Origin of the sequence: Nonomuraea zeae (genome assembly GCF_005889725.1) — a bacterium.
GTDB lineage: Bacteria > Actinomycetota > Actinomycetes > Streptosporangiales > Streptosporangiaceae > Nonomuraea > Nonomuraea zeae.
The window spans coordinates 15,934-34,451 of record NZ_VCKX01000037.1 but is presented as its reverse complement, the minus strand read 5'-3'; the positions used below and the strand labels follow the sequence as shown (position 1 = coordinate 34,451).

Genomic DNA, 18,518 nt, shown 5'->3' with positions numbered 1-18,518 from the left:
TCGATTGCCCGCCCTGCGGGGCGTCGGTGGGCGTCGAACAACCGGCCAGCGAAACCACTGACGCCAGTGCCGCGGCGGCAAACTGCACCCTTTTCACGTGCTTCACATCCCCTAGATGAGTCTCTGTGAGAGAGACGATGTATCGCAGAGAGGGACGTTATTAGAGAAGGTCGTCCGCGGTCAATGTTTACGGTTGTCCGAAAAGGGAGGGTCCGTGACCGCGCGCTGGTCACGGACCCGGCTGGGCGGTCGCGCTCAGGTGAGGTTCTTGCGCATGATCTGCCAGGGGCCGGAGCACAGCCCGCAGCCCGTCCCGACGAACATCGCCTTCGCCGCCGCGTCGCCCTTGAGCTGCCACTTCAGCCACGCCGCGCCGACCCGGCCGAACTCGCCGCCGTTGGGCTGCGAGTACGTGCCCAGGTGGCCGACGTCCAGGTTGCCCATGAACGCCGGCAGCCCGGCGGGCAGGCGGCCCCAGTCGTCCATGGCGTTCTCGTAGGCGATGTCGCTGGGCCCGCCGATGAAGTAGCCGATCGGCGCGTGCAGGCGGGCGAGCTGCCCGTTGTCGGCGTCGCTCAGCATGCCGCTGTTCCAGATGCCGGTGGTGGTGACGCGCGGGTCGTCCGACACCTCGTACGCCTCCAGCCCGCCGCACGACTGGCCCATCACGGCGACCTTGGTCGTGTCGATCCGGCCCCTGAGCCGGCTGCCGAGGCGGCTGTTCTCCGCGACGGCCCAGTCCACGGCGTCGATCAGCATCTGCGCGTCGGTGCTGCCCGTGCCGCCCGGCCGGCCGTTGGCGATGACCAGGAAGCCGTGGGAGGCCAGCTCCTTGAGGAAGACCTCGAACAGGGTGCCGTCGGCCCGGCAGGCGCCGTTGCCCCAGGCCACGATGGGCAGGCGGAGGCCGGTGGGCAGGCTCGCGGGCCGGTAGACGGTGTGGCGGGGCAGGCGGAGGGTGGTCTCGTAGTCGGCCGGATAGGGCCCGGAGCCGCCGGGCGCCGCGTGCGCGGGGGCGGCCGGTGCGACCAGGAGCGCGCCTGCCACCACGATCCCGGCGCCCGCCGTGGCGACGCCCCGGATGAGCCGCTTGAGCTTCATGAAACCTCCTGAGTCGGGTCGGCTCGGTGCCGTGACCGTCGCACAGGCGTCAGAAGGCAATCAACGGATGGCGGGCGAAACTGGTGATATTACCGATGCCGGTCGTCATGTATAGGTAATGCATTCTGGTGCCGCGGCTCAGCCGTGTGCCTGCTCCCGCCGCGCGAGGATCGCCAGGCGCTCCCCGCCGAAGAAGGCGCGCGCGAGGCTGCCGCGCACCGCGGGCCCCGCGCCCACGCACTTGCTGACGTAGTGCACGCCTATCGTGATGACGACGAGGATGAAGACGTACGCCCAGATGTCCTTGAGCAGCCCGGCGGCGACTCCGCCGGCGATGATGACGATCGTGACGGCGTAGATGAGCATCGTCCACCACCACTGCTCGAAGCCGCGGGCGAAGACCTTGCCGGGCTCGGGAACGGTGGAGAACTCCCTGCTGGAGGCCCGTACGGTCTGCGTCGCCAGGCGCAGGGTGATGCCGTTGCAGGCCGCCACCGCGAGGGCGCCGGCCGCGCAGGTCCACGGCCAGATCCAGTACAGCCCGGCCCAGAACGTGGACAGGATCGTCGTCGGAACGGCGACGATCGCCATGGAACGCATGAGAAGCTCGGTCGTCCGGGCCAGCCTGCCCGGTATCTCCTTGACCGAGAGCCTGGCGAGCACGGTCTGGTAGTACTTCGCGGCCACCAGCCCCTGGCAGAAGGCGACGATGTTGGCCGCCAGCCCCGCGTCGGCGGCGAACGCGGCCAGGTCGAGCTCGCCCGCGACGAGGTCGTCCAGCTTGAGCAGCGCGGTCTTCGCGGCGATGAACCACCAGGACGCGGTGGCGATCACCGAGAACAGCAGGAGGTATTCCTCGTGCCTGGGCCGGTGGTCGCCCAGCCGCCGCCACTTCATCACCTGCTTGAACTGGGTCGCCACCTCCCGTGACGTGGGCGCGTATTTCGCGAACGGCCGGGAGAAATGGTCGTCCTTCGCCTCGGATTCCTGGCGCACCAGGGAGAAATGGAAATCGAGGTGCACGCGCAGGTCGTCGAACGTGAAACCCCGCTCGGCCGGGCCGAGCAGCAGGCGGCGTTCCGGGCGCTCGTCGATCAGGTCCTCCAGGACCCGGCCGAGAATGGGGCTGGTGGTCCAGATCTCCTCAGGAGTGCGGCCGTCCCGGGGCGGGCTGCCGGCCACGATCTCCATCAGGATGATGCCCAGCGAATAGGCGTCCGCGGTGACGGATTCCGGCCGCCTGTTCTTGATCTCCGGAGCGATGTAGACGGAGTCGTCGTGCTCGGCGATGCCGACCTGGCGGCTGTAGAGATGGTTCACGCCCAGGTCGATCAGGCGGAACTCGCCGGTCTCGCGGTCGAGTATGACGTTGTTCGGTGACAGGTCGAGGTGCTGGTGCTGCGGATTGTTGGCGTCCACCGGAGCGCCGCCGGCGAGCAGGTGGAGCGCGGCGGTGAGTTTCGCGGCGATGTCGTGCGCCTTTTCCAGGCGGGCGGCCATGCTCGGCCCTCCCGCGGCGAAATCCGACATGTGCTCGCCGAGGGTGTTTCCCGGCTGGAACGGCATGATGACCCAGCGGTCCGACGACGCGATGGGTTTGACTATCACGGAGGTAAGCTCGTCGCCGCCGTACGTGGCCGCGTACGCGTCGGTGGCCCTGGCGATGGCGGCCAGCTTGTTCCACGGGAAAAGGACGCATTTCACGGCCAGGGCCGGCCGGGATCCCGCCTCGTTCACCGCCCGGCTCATGCGGCCCTTCAGGATGAACGACGTCGTGCCGGCCTTGTGATATTCGAGGGTGCCGAAATCGAGGTCGTCCCACGTGCGCGCCTCGCTGGAGTCGGCCGCGTGGCCCGCGGGCCGGTAGACCAGCCTGATGGCCTTCTTGATCTGCGGATCGGCGAATAGCGCTGTGCAGTATTCGTCGGCCTCCCGCTGCGCCTCCTGGTCGGGGGACTGGAAACGGCGGTCGAGGAGTTTGAGGGTCAGGCAGACCAGCGACATGACGCCGTAGAGCGACGAGTCGCGTTGGCCGGCGGCGATCCTGAGCCGCGCTTCGTCGCAGGCCGACAGGAAATCGGCGCGGTGCTCCATCTCGTAATTCGAGATGTGGTCGAGGATGTCGTTGAGAAAGGTCTCGGCGCCTTTCTGGACGGTGTCCTCGTCCTGTTCCGCGAGCCTGGCCGTCTGCCGCTCTCCACTCCGGCCCTCGATTTCCTGGAGAAGGGCCTTCGCATACGATCTCGCCGACATCTGCGCCATGAGCGTCCTAGTCTGAATGATCGACGCTGATCACGACATTTCCTATTTTCTGGCCTGTCTCGACGTACCGATACGCCTCAAGGATCTGCTCCAGCGGATACCGGCGGTCGATGACCGGCTTGAACGCCCCTGACTCGATCAGCTCCTTGAAGTGCCGCGCCATCCCCGGGTCGTTCCGCGGGAGCGGGAACAGCACTCTCCGCCCGCCGAGCAGCGGGGTGACGAGCGGCAGGAACACGTTCTGCGACCAGGGGCCCACATCGCTGGCCAGGAAGACCCCGCGCGGCTTCAGCAGCCGCCGGCACCGGCCGAACGAGGTCTTGCCGACCGCGTCGATGACGGCGTCGTATCGCTGCTCGTCTTTCGTGAAGTCCTCGGCCGTGTAGTCGACGACCCGGCTCGCGCCCAGAGATCTGACCAGCTCCAGGCCCTTCGTGTCGCAGACGGCGGTCACGGTGGCGCCGAGGTCGCGCAGGAGCTGCACGGCCGCCGAGCCGATGGCCCCGGTCGCGCCGTAGACGAGCACGTCGTGCCCGGCGCGGACCTTCGCCACCCTGAGGATCGTGAGCGCGTAGTGTGACCCCTCGGTGCTGGGGGCGGCCTCCTCGTAGCTCAGCCCGTCCGGCATGATCGCGAGCTTGCCGTCCTGCGAAATCGTCATATAAGCGGCATGGGCACCGAAGGTCTCGTCGTTGTACCCGAACACTTTGTCGCCGACCTTGTACGACGTGACGCCCGCGCCCACCGCCGCGACCTCGCCCGCGAACTCGGTGCCGATGACCGCCAGCTTCGGCCGGACGAGCCCGGCGAAGAGCCGCCAGATGAACGGCTTGGCCGCGCGTAACGCGCAGTCGGTGCGATTGACCGTGGTCGCGTGGACCTTGACGAGCAGCTCACCGTCCCTGGCCGAAGGTCGCGCCACTTCCGAGACGCTGACCACGTCCGGCGGACCATATCTGGCGCGGACTGCTGCCTTCATGCCTGAATTGTAGCGATCATAAGAAGATCGAATTCAGTACTCGCCCGGCGTTCGGCGCTCGTCGTTTTCCCGCTGTTTCTCGAAGTACGGCTTCATCGCCGGGTAGTAGTCGCCGAAATCCGGCCTGGCCCCGCCCTCTCTCGCGGTCACGAGCATGTCGAGGTAGTACTCCCAGCCCGCGCCCACCTCGCCGACGCCCTCCTCGGTGTCGAGATGGTGCACGAACTCCAGCTCCGTCACGCCGTCCGTCTCGCGCAGGAGCAGCTCCATCCGCCAGTTGCCGTGCCCGTCCGCCATCGAGAGGGCCAGCCGGTGCGGGGGCTCGCACGCGTCGACGCGCATCTCGCACCACGGCGCCCCCTCCTCGTACGCCATCTGCACCTTGATCGTCCGGCCGGGGGCGGCGACGCCCTCCCAGGGCCCGAACCAGCGGGCTGTGCGTTCGGACTCGGACACGCTGGCCCACACGTCCTCGGCGGACGCGCGGAACGTCCGGCGCAGGACGAGATCGCTGCCCGCGCCCGTGCGGAAGAGCCGTCCGGTCGGTATGAGGCTCATGCGATGTTCTCCCTGTCGTCGTGGGTCGTGTCGCGCTGCGCGCGGCGGTCGCGGCGGGTCCGGTAGACCTCGGTCTCCAAGGCGTCGAAGCGGCTCTCCCAGCCCGACGGCTGCCGCACGAGCCCGCTCAGCCACTCGACGAGCTCACCGAGCGGCTCGGGGTCGAGCACGTAGAAGCGCTGCCTGCCGACGAGCTCGTCACGCACCAGCCCGCTCTCACGCAGAACGCGCAGGTGGCGGCTCACTGCGGGCCTGCTGATCGCGAACCGGCGGGCGATCTCGCCCGCGGGCAGGCGCTCGTCGCGCAGCATCACGAGGATCTCCCGCCGCACCGGATCGGCGATCGCCGCCGCTGCCCCGTCCACCCGGAAAGCGTAACCTGTAGGTTACGCGTTCGGCAACCGGCCGCCGGCTCACTCATGGCGGCAGGCCAGCTCCAGCACGTCGGCGAGCTGCCGGGCCGTCGGCAGGAGGCGCAGGGTCTCATCGATCTCGCGCTCGGCCCACTCGCGGTGGCGCGGCTCGGCTTCCGGGTCGATCGCGACGCGCGACTGGACCAGCAGGAAGTTCATCCGGGAGGCCAGCAGCATCGAGAAGTCGGCCGGTCCGGTGACGCGGCCGGGGCCGCCCGCGCGCACGTACGCCTCGTACATGCGTCCCATGGCGCCCAGGTCGGCGACGTGGTCCTCGTAGAACCAGTCGAACAGCGCCCTGGCCAGCTCCCTGCCGGGCGCGGCCGGGCCGAGGTTGTCCCAGTCGACGACCACCAGCGCGCCGTCTTCGCCGGCCAGGACGTTCTCCGGATGCAGGTCGCGGTGGCAGACGACCAGCCCGGCGGGGTCGGCAGGGGCGACCGCCGCGCACAGCTCGGGCACCGCGGCGGCCACGGCGGCGACCTGCGCGGCCCAGGCGGCGTCCGACCCGGTCACCTCAGCCCAATCGGATGCGGCGGGGACGCGGTCGTACCAGCGGTCGGGCGGGCCGCCGTCCGGTTCGGCGGTCGCGGCGGGAGCGCAGCGGTGCAGGCGGGCGAGCAGCGCCCCGAGCAGCTGCGGCGTGGCCGGCGCGGCCGGTGAGACCGGTCGCAGGTCGAGCCAGTCGTACAGGCGCAGCCGCGTCCCGCCGGGCGCGGTCAGCAGGTGGCGGCCCTCGCGGTCGGAGTGGCTCGCCGGCAGCCGCACCCCCGACGCGGCGGCCCGGCGCGCGAACGCCAGCTCCGCCTCGACCAGTGCCTCCGACGGCGGCTCGGCGAAGATCTCCTTGAGCGCGTAGCTGGCCGGGCCGACGTCCAGCCGCCAGATCTGCCCCAGCGCACCGCGCGGGCCCGCGGACACCACAACGTCCGCGTCTCCCCACCCGAACGCGTCCCGCACGTGCGCGACCAGGTCATCGACCACGATCAGCCCTCTCGCCGAGCATCCCCCGACCAGTGTGGTGCGCGGGCACCCCGGCTGGGAAACCGTTTATGCCCGGGTTGTCCAGGCATAGCAGGGTTGGGCCCGGACGTCCCGGCGTGACGGGCGGGTCGCCGCGACGGAAAGGGTTCGCGAAGGCGTCAGGTGCCGAGCTCGCTGACCGCGATCTCGCCCTTGGAGGCGTACTCGGCGATCTGCGGCGAGAGGGTGCCGTCGACCATCACGTCCACCCGCCCGCTGTCCGGCCCGTTCGGCTTGGCGACGCCGTCCACGCGCGCGTTCGGCACGAGCACCCGGCTCTGCCCGGCCGTGGCGGTCCTCGGCACGTGCACGATCTGCACGCGATCGCCGGCCGCCAGGCCGTCGGGGATCTGCCCGGGCCCGAGCAGCAGCCCGACCCGGGCCTTGCCGGGCACGTGCTCGGTGGCCGCGGGTGTGGTCATCGCCCGGGTGAGCAGGGTGCCGGGCGGGATCGTCACGGTCGTGACGGTGCCCGCCAGCCGCTCGCGTTCGGACCACGGCAGGTACGTGCCCACCGGCGCCACCTCCCGCTTGCTCATCGCGGCGAGGGGGATCGGCTGCCCCGCCCCGAGCCGCTGGCTGATGGTGATGACCTCGGTACGCTCGCCCGCCCGCATCGCGCTCACGACGGTCGCGACCGCCCCCGCCAGCACGAGCAGGACGCCGAGCAGCGCGAAGCCGGGGCGGCGCTCGCGCGGCACGTCGGGCAGCCGCGATGAATGTGCATACATCGGTATTTCCTGCGGCATTTCCGGGTCGTGCGGAATATGGGCACCATTGGCAGACTTTCGATTCTTCCACATGGCAAAAAACCTTGCCCGATGGCCTCCGGCGACACGTCGCAGGCCAAAAATGGGAACCCCAGGAATTTCCTCCCTCGACTCAAGGCCGTCGTCGCCAGGCACATCGGCGCTGGTCGCGACCGCAACGCCACGGCGAAGGGTACTCATCGTCAAAGGAGGCGACAATTGCCGAGTCGCCGCGCATCGGGAAACGAGGTCAAGCCCAAGTTTGGCGGCCGGGACAATTGCGTGGCGGCGACCGGCTCCGCACTTGCCGTCACACTCGGGCGCCTCCGGGAGTGAGACCGGGCGCCGGCGGCCCCCGCGCTCCCACCGGCCGGACGGCTGTTGACAGCATCGCGATCAAGTTATTACGGTCATGACCGTTACCAGCGATCTGGGAGGCAGCTCCTCGGAGATCTGCTATTCCAGCTCAGGCCGTAATCTCTTGATCCCGTCGGGGGCCGCATGCACTCATTACGCCGGCTGATCGTCCTCACCACCGCACTCTGCCTGGCCCTGCCGGGCCCGCCCCTAGCCGCGCAAGCGGCCACCTCCCGCTGCGGCCCCGCCGAAGGCACGATCACCTCCCTCGGCCCCGCCAGCGTCACCAACGCCCTCGGCAACGCGGAGTTCGTCGGTGACACCCTCTACGTCGTCACCCGCGGGCTCTCGCCCAACGTGGCCGGCGCGTACGACGTCACCGCCGACCGGGTGACCGCCCACCACGACATCCCCACCGGCATCGGGGCCTGGGCCATGACGAAGGTCGGCACCGACGTCTACATCGGCACCCACGTCCCCTCCGACCTGTACAAGCTGGACACGCTCTCCGGCCAGGTCACCAAGGTCGCCTCCTTCGACGACCACTTCATCTGGAACCTGGCCGCCTCTCCGGACGGCAAGGTCTACCTCGGCATGTCGGAGACGGGCCGGGTGGCCGAGTACGACCCCGCGACCGGCGCCACCCGCGACCTCGGCGTCGCCAGCCCGGGCGAGCAGTACGTCCGCAGCATCGCCGCCGACGCGGACACGGTCTACGCGGGCGTCGGCGCGCACGCCCACCTGGTCGCCATCGACCGGGCCACCGGCGCGAAGAAGGAGATCCTGCCGCCCGAGCTCGCGACCCGCGACTTCGTGGCGAGCATGGCCATGAGCACCACCCACCTGGCGATGGGCATCTCCTCGCAGGGCGAGCTGCTGGTGCTGAACAAGGCCGATCCGAGCGACTACCGGATCGCGAGCGTGCCCGGCGAGAAGTACGTCACCTCCGTGGCCTTCCTCGGCAACCACGTCTACTTCACCGGCCGCCCGACCGGCGCCCTGTACCGCTACCACCTCGGCACCGGCCAGGTGGAGACGCTCGGGGTGCCCTACCCGGAGGCGGGGACGCCGGCCCTGGTCGCGCACGACGGCAAGATCTGGGGCGTCCAGGACGGCGCGGTGTTCTCCTACGACCCGGCCGGCGGCGACCTCGACTACCGCAACCTGGTCGCCCGCGGCCTCAGGGCCGGTCCCGAGCAGCCGATGAACGTCTTCTCCGACGGCCGCTACGTCTACGCGGGTGGCAAGGGCGGCGTACAGGTCCACGACGCCTCCGGCGGCTCCCGGCGCATCGGCGTGCCCGGCGAGCCGAAGTCCATGGTCGAGGCCGGCGGCCGCGTGTACATGGGCGTCTACACCCAGGCGCTGCTGTACGGCCACGTGCCGGGCTCGGACACGGCGGACCTGCTGGCCAGGATCGGCAACCGGCAGGACCGGCCACGTGACATGGCCTACGACGCGCGTACCGGCACGATCGTGATCGCCACCCAGCCGGAGCCGGGCCAGGAGGGCGGCGCCCTGTCGCTCTACGACCCGGACACCGGCGAGCTCGACGTGCGGCGGCCCGTCGTGCCCGGGCAGAGCGTCTACTCCGTCACCGCCGAGCGCGGCACCGCCTACCTCGGCACGTACATCCAGGAGGGCTTCGGCCTGCCGCCCAAGACCACCACCGCCCGCCTGGCCGCCTACGACCTGCGCGCCCGCGAGCTGCGCTGGCAGCTCGAACCGGTCGAGGGCGCGGCCTACCTCGCCGGCGTCGCGCGCCTGGACGGGCGGATCTACGGGGTGTCGGACACCGGGGTGTTCTTCGAGGTAGACCCCGTACGCAGGAAGGTGACCAGGACCGTGCGGGTCGGCACCTACGGCGGCCAGCTCGTGGTCCAGGGCGGCACCGTGTACGGCGTCTCGGGCGAGGCCGTCAGCAGGGGAGACCGGGTCTACCGGATGGACCTGCGCACGTTCACCGCCCGCACGATCGCGGACGGGCTGGCCGGCGACTGGTTCGACGGGGCCAAGCTCGCCGCCGACCCCCGCGGTTGCGGCCTCTACACCCTGCGCGGGCGGGACCTGATCCGGATCAGCACAGAGAGGGATTGAGCATGCGACTGACCACGATTCTGCTGTCGGCCTTGTTAATCGCCGGCGTGGCGGCGGCACCTGCCTCGGCGCAGGACGAGCCGCAGCCGCCCATCGGCTCGGTGACCGACTTCGGCGTCCAGTCGACGGCGCTGACCGTGTTCGAGGGCCATTTCGGCACCGACAGGACAGGGCGCCCGGTCGTCTACAGCGTCCAGATGGGGACGCCCGGCGTGGTGGCCGTGGTCGATCCCGTGACCCGCGAGCACCTGCACACGGCGACGATGGCCGGCTCGTCGGGCGCCTGGGGCATCACCCAGGCCGGCGACGGCACGGTCTACGCGGGCAGCTACCCGAACGCCCACGTCTACCGCTACGACCCCGACAGCGGAGAGGCGGTCGACCTGGGCGCGCCGGTGGCGGGACAGACCGTGCTCTACGGGTTCCAGCCCGGCAAGGACGGCAAGATCTACGGCGGCACCTACCCGGACGCGCACGCCTTCTCCTACTCGCCCGCCGAGGGCTTCCGCGATCTCGGCACGATGGCCGAAGGCCAGCAGTACGTCATGGACGTCGCCGTGGACGCCGAGCGCGAGGTGCTCTGGGCCGCCGTCGGCACCGGCGGCCACGTGATCAGGATGGACCTGAAGACGGGGGAGAAGCGCGACATCTGGCCCGAGGCGCTGCGCGGCGACCCCAACTACCCGTACGACCTCAACCTGGTCGGGGGCAAGCTGTTCGTCAAGCGCAGCAAGCTCCAGGCGATGGTGCTCGACCCCGACTCCGGCGCGATCCTGGCGGAGAACTTCGTTATCAGCTCGCGCGGGACCACCCGCGTGGCCGACGGCAAGTACGTCTACTTCACCTCGGGCACCGCGCTGTGGCGCTACGACCTCACGACCGACACCCCGGAGGCCGTCCCCGGCCCGGTGGCCTCGGGCGGGCCCGGCGTGGGCTGGGGGTTCGTGAACGGCCGGCTCTACGCGCTGATCGGCAACTACTTCGGCGACGCGCTGTCGTACGACCCGGCCACCGGCGCGTCCGAACGGTTCAAGCTGCCCTTCCCCGCCCAGCCGATCGACATCAACAACGTCAGCGCCGGCCAGGACGGGAAGATCTACACCAACCTCTACATCAACGGCAACGTCGCCACCCTGGACCCGGCCACGGGGAAGGTGACCGAGCTGGGCCGGGTCGCCCAGACCGACGGCTGGTTCTGGCACGAGGGGAAGATGTACCTCGGCACCTACCCCAACGGCGGGGTCATGGTCTACGATCCGGCGCAGCCGTTCAAGAGCGGCACCAACCCGGCCGAGCTGTTCCGCCTGATCGGCGACGGCCAGAACCGGCCCCAGGCCTTCGCCACCGGCGGCGGCAAGCTCTACATCGGCAGCACCCCCGACTACGGCCTGTGGGGCGGGGCCCTGACCACCTACGACTACGCCACCGGCGAGCACACCGTGCTCCGCGCCCCCGTCGCCGACCAGGGCGTGATCTCCATGCTGGTCCGTGACGGCACCCTGTGGGGCGGCACGACCGTCAACGGCGGCGGCGGCACCACCCCCAAGGCGAAGGAGGCCAAGCTCTTCACCTACGACCTGGCCACCGGCACGAAGAAGAGCGAGCTCACCCCCGTGCCGGGAGCGAGCTCGATCACCTCGATCGTCGAAGGCCCCGACGGCCTGATCTGGGGGCTGGCCGACGGCGTGCTGTTCATCCTCGACCCCGGCTCGTCGACGGTGCAGCAGCGCGTCGAGCTCCCCGCCGCCTACAGCGGCGTCCAGGACGAGCTGCACGTCAACCCGGACGAGCACGTCTACGCCTCCATCGACGGCAAGCTGCTCAGGATCGACCCGCTGTCCAAGGCCGTCACGGTCCTGCGCGGCAGCGGCACCTACCGCTCCACCCAGGACGCCGCGGGCAACCTGTGGTTCCGCAGCGGCACGAAGGACGCGAGCAACGCCGTCCAGGGAGGCGCCCGGCTCCTGCGCTACGCCCCGCCCGCCGACGCCTGCCCGGGCTCCGACCTGTCGCCGCACGTGGTCGTCAAGTCGGCCGACAGCGGCGTGCGCAACCGCTACCGTCCGGACGGCTGCACCATCGAGGACCTGATCCAGGACGAGAAGTACGCGGGCCGGGAGCTCACCCGGCACGTGGCCCAGGTCGTGGCCGGGCTCGTCGCCGCCAGGGCCATCACCGCCGTCGAGGCCGCGAAGATCCTGCGCGCGACCCGCGACGCTAGCTGAGCCGCAACCCCTCCAGGATCCGGGACAGGGCGGCCCAGGCGTCGTCGAGGTCGCCCTCGTCCCCGGATCCGGCCAGCCACAGGGCGGCCTCGTTCATCGCCCCCGACAGCAGGTGGGTCAGGGGCGCGACCGGCTGCCGCTCGATGACGCCGGCCTCGATGAGACCCGTGAGCGCCTCGGCCAGATGGCGGGCCGAGGCGGCCTCGTCCAGCGCGCGCCACTCGCTCCAGCCCAGGACCGCCGGGCCGTCGATGAGCATGATCTGCTGGATGTCCGGATCGGTGCCGGCCGCGAGGAACGCCCGGCAGCCGGCCGTGAGCTGCTCCCACGGGTCGTCCCTGGCCTCGGCGGTCGTGGCGACCGTCCGGGCGACCTCGCCCTGCACCTGCTCCAGGACCGCGCGGAACAGGTCGGCCTTGCTGCCGAAGTGGTGGTAGAGAGCGCCCTTGGTGACCCCGGCCGCCGCCACGATCTGCGACAGGCCCACCGCCGCGTAGCCGTGGCTCGCGAACAGCCGCCGGCCCTCGCGCACCAGCGTCCGCCTGGTCTGCTCGCGCTGCTCGATCCTGCTGCCCTGGGGCGTCACGGCCACCTCCGTTGACGTACCGATGGTATGCCAGTACCGTACCTTGACATACCAACGGTATGTGAAGGAGTTCTCCATGATGCTGACCAGCTTCTATCCGGTCCTGTGCACCTCCCGGCTGCGCGCGGCGCGCGACTTCTACCTCACGTGGCTCGGGTTCGAGGTGACGTTCGAGGCGGACTGGTACGTGAGCCTGCGCCGGCCGGGGCCGCCGGCGTACGAGCTGGCCCTGCTCGACCACCGCCACCCGACGCTGCCCGAGGGCCATCGCGAGCCCGTGCGCGGGCTGCTGCTCAACTTCGAGGTCGAGGACGTGGACGCCGAGTGGGAGCGGCTCGTCGTACGCGGGGGGCTGCCCGCCGTCCTGGGCCTGCGCAGCGAGGACTTCGGGCAGCGGCACTTCATCGTGGCGGATCCCGACGGCGCGCTCATCGACGTGATCACCCCCATCCCGCCCGCTCCCGAGTACGCCGCCCACTACCAGGAAGGCTGAGAAGATCTGCCGGCCCGTCCCGCGCGGAAGCGGGCACAAGGGCGCTGAGCTGCGTACTTTGGGGATATGCAGACAGACGACGTGGACGCCGCACCCGGCGCCGGCGACGACTCGCGTTACCTGCCGATCGGCGAGCACGGGCTGATCGGCGACCTGCGGACCGTCGCGCTCGTGGGCACGAACGGCACGATCGACTGGTACTGCTGCCCGCGTTTCGACGCCCCCAGCGTGTTCGCCGCGATCCTCGACGCGGACAAGGGCGGGGCGTTCGAGCTGGCGGCCGACCTCCCGGCGACGACCAAGCAGTTCTACTTCCCTGACACCAACGTCCTGATCACCCGGTTCTTCGCCGTCGACGGGGTGGGGGAGATCCAGGACTTCATGCCGATCGAGAAGGACTCCCGCGAGGCCGACCGGCACCGGCTGATCCGCCGGGTCACCTGCGTACGCGGCAGGCTGCCGTTCCGCGCCAGGATCGCGCCCCGCTTCGACTACGCCAGGCAGCCCCACACCGTCCGCTTCGACGGGTCCAAAACGATCTTCGAGTCGGAGTCCCTGACGCTCTCGCTCGCCGCCAGCGTGCCCGTCGAGCACGACGGGCGGGACGCCTGGAGCCGGTTCGAGCTCCAGGAGGGCGAGCACGCGGTGTTCGCCCTCGACCGGGTCGGCGCGGGCATCTCGGTCCTGGACTGCCCGATCGAGGAGGCGGAGGCGCAGTTCGCGGCCACGGTGCGGTTCTGGCGGAAGTGGCTGTCCGCCTCCCGCTACCGGGGCCGGTGGCGGGAGGTCGTCCACCGCTCGGCGCTCACGCTGAAGCTGCTCACCTACGCCCCGACCGGCGGGATCGTTGCCGCTCCGACGACCAGCCTGCCGGAGCGGATCGGTGGCGGGCGCAACTGGGACTACCGCTACGTGTGGGTGCGCGACGCCGCGTTCTGCGTGTACGCCCTGCTCCGGCTGGGCTTCACCGAGGAGGCAGAGGCCTTCATGGGGTTCCTGTCGGAGCACGTCCCGCTCGGCGGCGGCGGCCGTACCGGTCCGCTGCAGATCATGTACGGCATCGACGGCCGCCGGCACCTGCCGGAGCACGAGCTGACCCACCTGGAGGGCCACCGAGGCTCCAGGCCCGTACGCGTCGGCAACGCCGCGGCCGACCAGCTCCAGCTCGACATCTACGGCGCACTCATCGACTCCATCTACCTGTTCAACAAGTGGGGCCACCCGATCTCCAGCGACCGCTGGGACGAGGTGTGCACGCTCGTCAACTGGGTCTGCGACAGCTGGGACCAGCCGGACGAGGGCATCTGGGAGACCCGCGGCGGCCGCAAGAACTTCGTGTACTCACGCCTGATGTGCTGGGTGGCCATCGAGCGCGCCATGCGGATGGCCTTCCAGCGCGGCCTGCCCGCCGACATACCGCGCTGGCGGCGAGCCCGCGACACCATCTACCGCGACATCATGCGGCAGGGCTGGTCGGACACCATGCAGGCGTTCGTCCAGCACTTCGACGAGGACGTGCTGGACGCGTCGATCCTGATGATGCCGCTGGCCAAGTTCGTCTCGCCCACCGACCCCAAGTGGCTGTCCACCCTCGACGCGCTCGGCAGCGGCCTGGTCTCCGACTCGCTGGTCTACCGCTACGACCCCGAGGTCAGCCCCGACGGACTGGAGGGCCCCGAGGGCACGTTCTCGATCTGCTCCTTCTGGTACGTCGAGGCGCTGGCCCGCGCCGGTCGCCTCGACGAGGCCCGGCTGGCCTTCGAGAAGATGCTCACCTACGCCAACCATCTGGGCCTGTACGCCGAGGAGATCGGGCACACCGGCGAGCAGCTCGGCAACTTCCCGCAGGCCATCACCCATCTCGCGCTGATCAGCGCCGCCTTCAACCTCGACCACGCGCTCGGCTGAGCCGGGCGCTCAGAGCACGTCCTCGATCAGGATCGGCAGGCGGCGGACGCGGCGGCCGGTGGCGTGGTGCACGGCGTTGGCGATGGCGGCGGCGACGCCGACCAGGGCGACCTCGCCGAGGTTCTTGACCCCCATCGGGTTGAGCACGAAGTCGGGCTCGTCCACGAAGGCGACGTCGATCCGGCCGATGTCGGCGTTCACCGGGATCACGTAGTCCGCCAGGTCGGCGTTGACGAAGCCGCCGTAGCGCGGATCGACCTCGCTGTGCTCGCGCAGCGCGGCGCCGACGCCCCACACCACCGCGCCGCGCACCTGCGCCTCCGCGGTCACCGGGCTGGCCACCCGGCCGCAGTCGGCCACGCTGACCACCCGGGGGACGCGGATGCGCCGAGTCCCGGGCTCGATCCTGACCTCCGCGAAGTGCGCGATGAAGCTGAAGGAGACGCAGTCGGGGAACTCGGGCCCGGCCAGGGCCACCAGGCCAGCGCGCATCCGCTCGATCATCTCGGGCGGCTGGCCCGGACCCTGGGTGACGGCCTCGGCCTCGACCTGCTCGCGCCCGGTGGCCGTGACCGCGGCGGCCAGGTCCACCGGGCCCTCCTGCGCGGTCCCGAGCCGCTCCCGCAGCTCCCGCAGGGCGGCGTGCACCGCGCGCAACGTGCTGTTGGTGCCCCAGGCGCCGGCGGTCAGGTGGTGCGGCGCGAGCGCGGTGTCGCCGACGGCGACCGTCACGGCCTCCGGATCGATCCCGAGGTCGCCGGCGATGGCACAGGTCAGCGCGGTCGTCAGGCCCTGGCCCATCTCGTGCCCGCCCACCTCGGCCACGATCCGGCCGCCGCTGTCGGCGCGCAACCTGGCCAGGGTCGGCACCGTGAGCGACGGATAGGCGCCCGCCGCCACCCCCCAGCCGATCAGGGCGCCGTCGTCGCCGGTCATGGAGCGGGGATCCGGCGTGCGCTCGGCCCAGCCGAACAGCTCCGCGCCGCGGCGCAGGCACTCCGCCAGGTGCCTGGAGGAGAACGGCTTGCCGGTGACCGGGTCCGCGGCGGCGTCGTTGGCCAGCCGGAACTCGACCGGATCCCGTCCCGTGGCATAACAGAGCTCGTCCACGGCCGACTCCATCGCGAACGCGGCCGAATGCTCGAAGGGCGCGCGCATGTAGCCGGGCGTCTGGGTGTCGGTCTTGACGTGCCGCTGCCGGCCGCGGAAGTTCGGGATGTCGTAGAGGCGGGAGGTGATCTCGGTGTACGTCGCCGGGAGCAGGTCGAACCGGGACGCCTGCTGGTCGACCTCGTGGATCGCGGCGAGCAGCCGGCCCGACCTGTCGGCGCCGAGCCGTACGCGGTGCCGGGCCACGGGACGGAAGCTGGCCGCGTGGAAGGTGTGCGCCCTGGGCAGGACCAGCTTGACCGGCCGCCCGATCCGGCGCGCGGCCACCGCCAGCGGCGCGAGGTGCGGTTGCAGGGAGTTCTTCTGCCCGAACCCGCCTCCCACGTAAGGGGAGACGACCCGGATCCGCTCGGGGTCGATGCCGAGCTGCCTGGCCAGGCCGCCGCGCAGGGCCCCGACGGCCTGCGTGCCCTCGTGCACGAGGAGCGAGTCGCCGTCCCACTCGACCACGCCGCCGATCAGCTCCATCGGCACCTGGTGCTGCGGGCCGCTCTGATAGATCTCGTCCACCCGCACCGGGCTGTCGGCGAACGCGCCGTCGGCGTCGCCGGTGACGATGTCGGCGAGGAAGGGCAGCGGGATGGCCTCCTCCTGGAGCACCGTCTCGGTGCCGGCCGCGCCCGGCACCACCGCGAACGGCTCCCTGTCGTACCGGGCGCGGACCAGGCCGGCCGCCTGCGTGGCGGCGACCAGCGTGTCCGCCACGACCAGCGCGATCGGCTGGCCGCGGTAGGCGATGTGGTCGTCCAGCAGCGGTTGCAGGCTCTGGAACGCGTACCCCTCCGCCATGATGTAGCCCGCCGGGCCGATGCCCAGGTCGTCGAGGTGCGACAGGATCAGCAGGACGCCCGGCACGGCGGCCGCGGCCTCGGTGTCGAGCCGGGTGATGCGGCCCTTGCCGGCGGTCGCGACGACGGGCATCGCGTACGCCAGGCCGTCGGGCGTGTGGTCGGCGCCGTAGCGCGCCGCCCCGGTCACCTTCTCCCTGGCGCCGACCCTCGGCACCCGCGCCCCCGTCATCGCGCGGCCCCGTCCATGGCCCCTGCCATCGTGCGGCCTCGTCCCCGCCCCACGGCCCCCGTCATCGCGCGGCCCGCTCTCCGGCGATGCGCAGGGCCTCGGCGACGGTGCGGATGCCCAGCTCGATGCGGAAGGCGTTGTGGGTGCCCGGACGGGCGCCGGCGAACGCGGTCTCGCCGGCCCGGCGCGCGCTCCGGCCGTTCAGCACCTCGCCGAGCAGCTCCCGCTCGGCGCCGTGACACCGCCAGGGACGCGTGGCGACCCCGCCCAGCGCGATCCGGCAGTCCTGCACGATCCCCCCGCCGTCCAGCGCCACCGCCACGGCCGCGGAGACCAGCGCGAACGCGTACGACTCGCGGTCCCGGATCTTGTGATAGGTCGAGCCGCGCCCTGTGGGCGTGGCCGGCACCCGGATGCGCAGGATCAGCTCGTCGGCCGCCAGCGTGTGCTCCTTGTCGGGCGTGTTACCCGGCTCCAGGTGCAGGTAGGCGAGCGGTACCGTGCGCTCGCCGCGCGGGCCCGCGACGTCCACGACGGCGTCGAAGGCGAGCAGCGCGACCGCCCAGTCTCCCGGGTAGGTGGCGATGCAGGAGTCGCTGACGCCGAGCAGGGCGTGCCCGCGGTCCAGGCCGCCGATGGCCGCGCAGCCGCTGCCCGGCCGCCGCTTGTTGCACGGGAACGGCGGCCCGCCCCGGAAGTAGGCGCAGCGAGTGCGCTGGAGCAGGTTGCCGCCGACGGTGGCCATATTGCGCAGCTGCTGGGAGGCCGCCTTGACCAGGGATTCCGCCAGCGCCGGGTAGTCGCTGACCAGCACCGGGTCCGCCGCGACGTCGGCCATCAGCGCCCCCGCGCCGAACGACAGCTCGCCGGGCCCGGCCGTGTCGATGCCCGCCAGCTCGCTGAGCGCGTGGACGTCCACGACGGCCGACGGGGTCTCGATGTCGAGCTTCATCAGGTCGTACAGCGTGGTGCCGCCGGCCAGGACCTTCGTGCCCGGCTCGGCGGCGGCCAGCGCCTCCAGGGCTTCGGCGAGGGTGGCCGGGGCGGTGTAGGCGAAGGAGTGCACGCCTTCACCCCTCCCACCGGATGGCGGTCTCCCGCACCGCCTCCAGGATGCCCGGGTACGCGCCGCACCTGCACAGGTTGCCGCTCATGTACTCGCGGATCTCGTCGTCGTCGCCGGCGTGCCCCTCGGCGATGCAGGCCAGCCCGGACATCACCTGTCCCGGCGTGCAGTATCCGCACTGCAGGGCGTCGTGGTCGATGAACGCCTGCTGCAACGGGTGCAGGGGCCCGCCGGGGTCGGACACCCCCTCGATCGTGGTGACCGCCCTCCCGTTCGCCTGCACGGCGGGCAGCAGGCACGAGACGATCCGGCGGCCGTCCAGGTGGACCGTGCACGCCCCGCACTGCCCGTGGTCGCAGCCCTTCTTCGTCCCGGACAGACCCAGCCGCTCGCGTACGACGTCGAGCAACGACTCCCGCGGGTCGACGTCCATGCGGACGGCCCGGCCGTTCACCGTGAACGCCGTCGCTACCTGGAAGGTCATATGCGCCACGCTAATGCGCGAAATCCC

General features: G+C 71.2%; 15 protein-coding genes. 4 read left to right on the top strand and 11 right to left on the bottom strand.

Translation table 11 applies throughout. The annotated features are described in order from the left end of the window. Nucleotides 1-255: 255 nt before the first annotated feature. The 7 genes from ETD85_RS14785 to ETD85_RS14755 form a co-directional block, all read right to left on the bottom strand. Nucleotides 256-1,101: a poly(ethylene terephthalate) hydrolase family protein gene (locus ETD85_RS14785; protein ID WP_138690270.1), complete on the bottom strand. Its 846-nt coding sequence runs from the start codon at nucleotides 1,099-1,101 to the stop codon at nucleotides 256-258. A 138-nt stretch (nucleotides 1,102-1,239) separates the two neighbouring features. Beyond that, complete coding sequence (locus tag ETD85_RS14780; protein WP_170246675.1) at nucleotides 1,240-3,354, bottom strand: protein kinase domain-containing protein; 2,115 nt, start codon at nucleotides 3,352-3,354, stop codon at nucleotides 1,240-1,242. Nucleotides 3,355-3,370: 16 nt separating this feature from the next. Continuing rightward, entirely contained in the window at nucleotides 3,371-4,342 is a 972-nt protein-coding gene (locus ETD85_RS14775) for an NAD(P)-dependent alcohol dehydrogenase (RefSeq protein WP_138690268.1), read from the bottom strand. A gap of 33 nt (nucleotides 4,343-4,375) precedes the next feature. Further along, a complete protein-coding gene (locus ETD85_RS14770) occupies nucleotides 4,376-4,900 on the bottom strand; it encodes an SRPBCC family protein (RefSeq protein ID WP_138690267.1) in 525 nt (174 codons plus the stop codon). After that, on the bottom strand, nucleotides 4,897-5,265 hold the full coding sequence (locus ETD85_RS14765; protein WP_138690266.1) for a metalloregulator ArsR/SmtB family transcription factor: 369 nt from the start codon (nucleotides 5,263-5,265) through the stop codon (nucleotides 4,897-4,899). Before ETD85_RS14765 ends, ETD85_RS14770 begins: the two co-directional genes overlap by 4 nt. A gap of 48 nt (nucleotides 5,266-5,313) precedes the next feature. Further along, nucleotides 5,314-6,297, bottom strand: coding sequence for a phosphotransferase enzyme family protein (locus tag ETD85_RS14760; RefSeq protein ID WP_170246674.1), 984 nt, complete (start codon nucleotides 6,295-6,297; stop codon nucleotides 5,314-5,316). 158 nt (nucleotides 6,298-6,455) lie between these two features. Continuing rightward, nucleotides 6,456-7,067 carry a hypothetical protein gene (locus ETD85_RS14755; protein WP_138690264.1) on the bottom strand — a complete coding sequence of 204 codons (612 nt, stop codon included), beginning with the start codon at nucleotides 7,065-7,067 and terminating at the stop codon, nucleotides 6,456-6,458. Nucleotides 7,068-7,586: 519 nt separating this feature from the next. Here ETD85_RS14755 and ETD85_RS14750 point away from each other — a divergent pair. Together ETD85_RS14750 and ETD85_RS14745 are read left to right on the top strand one after the other, a co-directional pair. Continuing rightward, the gene (locus ETD85_RS14750; protein WP_138690263.1) at nucleotides 7,587-9,539 is read left to right on the top strand and encodes an NHL repeat-containing protein; all 1,953 of its coding nucleotides are present in this window, start codon (nucleotides 7,587-7,589) and stop codon (nucleotides 9,537-9,539) included. Nucleotides 9,540-9,541: 2 nt separating this feature from the next. After that, a complete protein-coding gene (locus ETD85_RS14745) occupies nucleotides 9,542-11,764 on the top strand; it encodes a PQQ-binding-like beta-propeller repeat protein (RefSeq protein WP_138690262.1) in 2,223 nt (740 codons plus the stop codon). Here ETD85_RS14745 and ETD85_RS14740 read toward each other — a convergent pair. Then, nucleotides 11,757-12,356, bottom strand: a complete 600-nt coding sequence (locus ETD85_RS14740) for a TetR/AcrR family transcriptional regulator (protein WP_240779150.1) — start codon at nucleotides 12,354-12,356, stop codon at nucleotides 11,757-11,759. The two genes, ETD85_RS14745 and ETD85_RS14740, sit on opposite strands and share 8 nt — an antisense overlap. Before the next feature lie 70 nt (nucleotides 12,357-12,426). Between ETD85_RS14740 and ETD85_RS14735 the strand changes: the two genes are divergently transcribed. Together ETD85_RS14735 and ETD85_RS14730 are read left to right on the top strand one after the other, a co-directional pair. Further along, nucleotides 12,427-12,843 (top strand): VOC family protein, encoded by a 417-nt coding sequence (locus ETD85_RS14735; protein ID WP_138690260.1) that lies wholly within the window; start codon nucleotides 12,427-12,429, stop codon nucleotides 12,841-12,843. A gap of 66 nt (nucleotides 12,844-12,909) precedes the next feature. Then, nucleotides 12,910-14,751: a glycoside hydrolase family 15 protein gene (locus ETD85_RS14730; RefSeq protein ID WP_138690259.1), complete on the top strand. Its 1,842-nt coding sequence runs from the start codon at nucleotides 12,910-12,912 to the stop codon at nucleotides 14,749-14,751. 9 nt (nucleotides 14,752-14,760) lie between these two features. Here the strand turns inward: ETD85_RS14730 and ETD85_RS14725 are convergent, their stop codons facing one another. The 3 genes from ETD85_RS14725 to ETD85_RS14715 form a co-directional block, all read right to left on the bottom strand. After that, a complete protein-coding gene (locus tag ETD85_RS14725) occupies nucleotides 14,761-16,941 on the bottom strand; it encodes a xanthine dehydrogenase family protein molybdopterin-binding subunit (RefSeq protein ID WP_138690258.1) in 2,181 nt (726 codons plus the stop codon). A 61-nt stretch (nucleotides 16,942-17,002) separates the two neighbouring features. After that, nucleotides 17,003-18,007 carry an FAD binding domain-containing protein gene (locus ETD85_RS14720; RefSeq protein ID WP_138690257.1) on the bottom strand — a complete coding sequence of 335 codons (1,005 nt, stop codon included), beginning with the start codon at nucleotides 18,005-18,007 and terminating at the stop codon, nucleotides 17,003-17,005. A gap of 4 nt (nucleotides 18,008-18,011) precedes the next feature. Next, a complete protein-coding gene (locus ETD85_RS14715) occupies nucleotides 18,012-18,491 on the bottom strand; it encodes a (2Fe-2S)-binding protein (RefSeq protein ID WP_206058315.1) in 480 nt (159 codons plus the stop codon). Nucleotides 18,492-18,518: the final 27 nt, after the last annotated feature.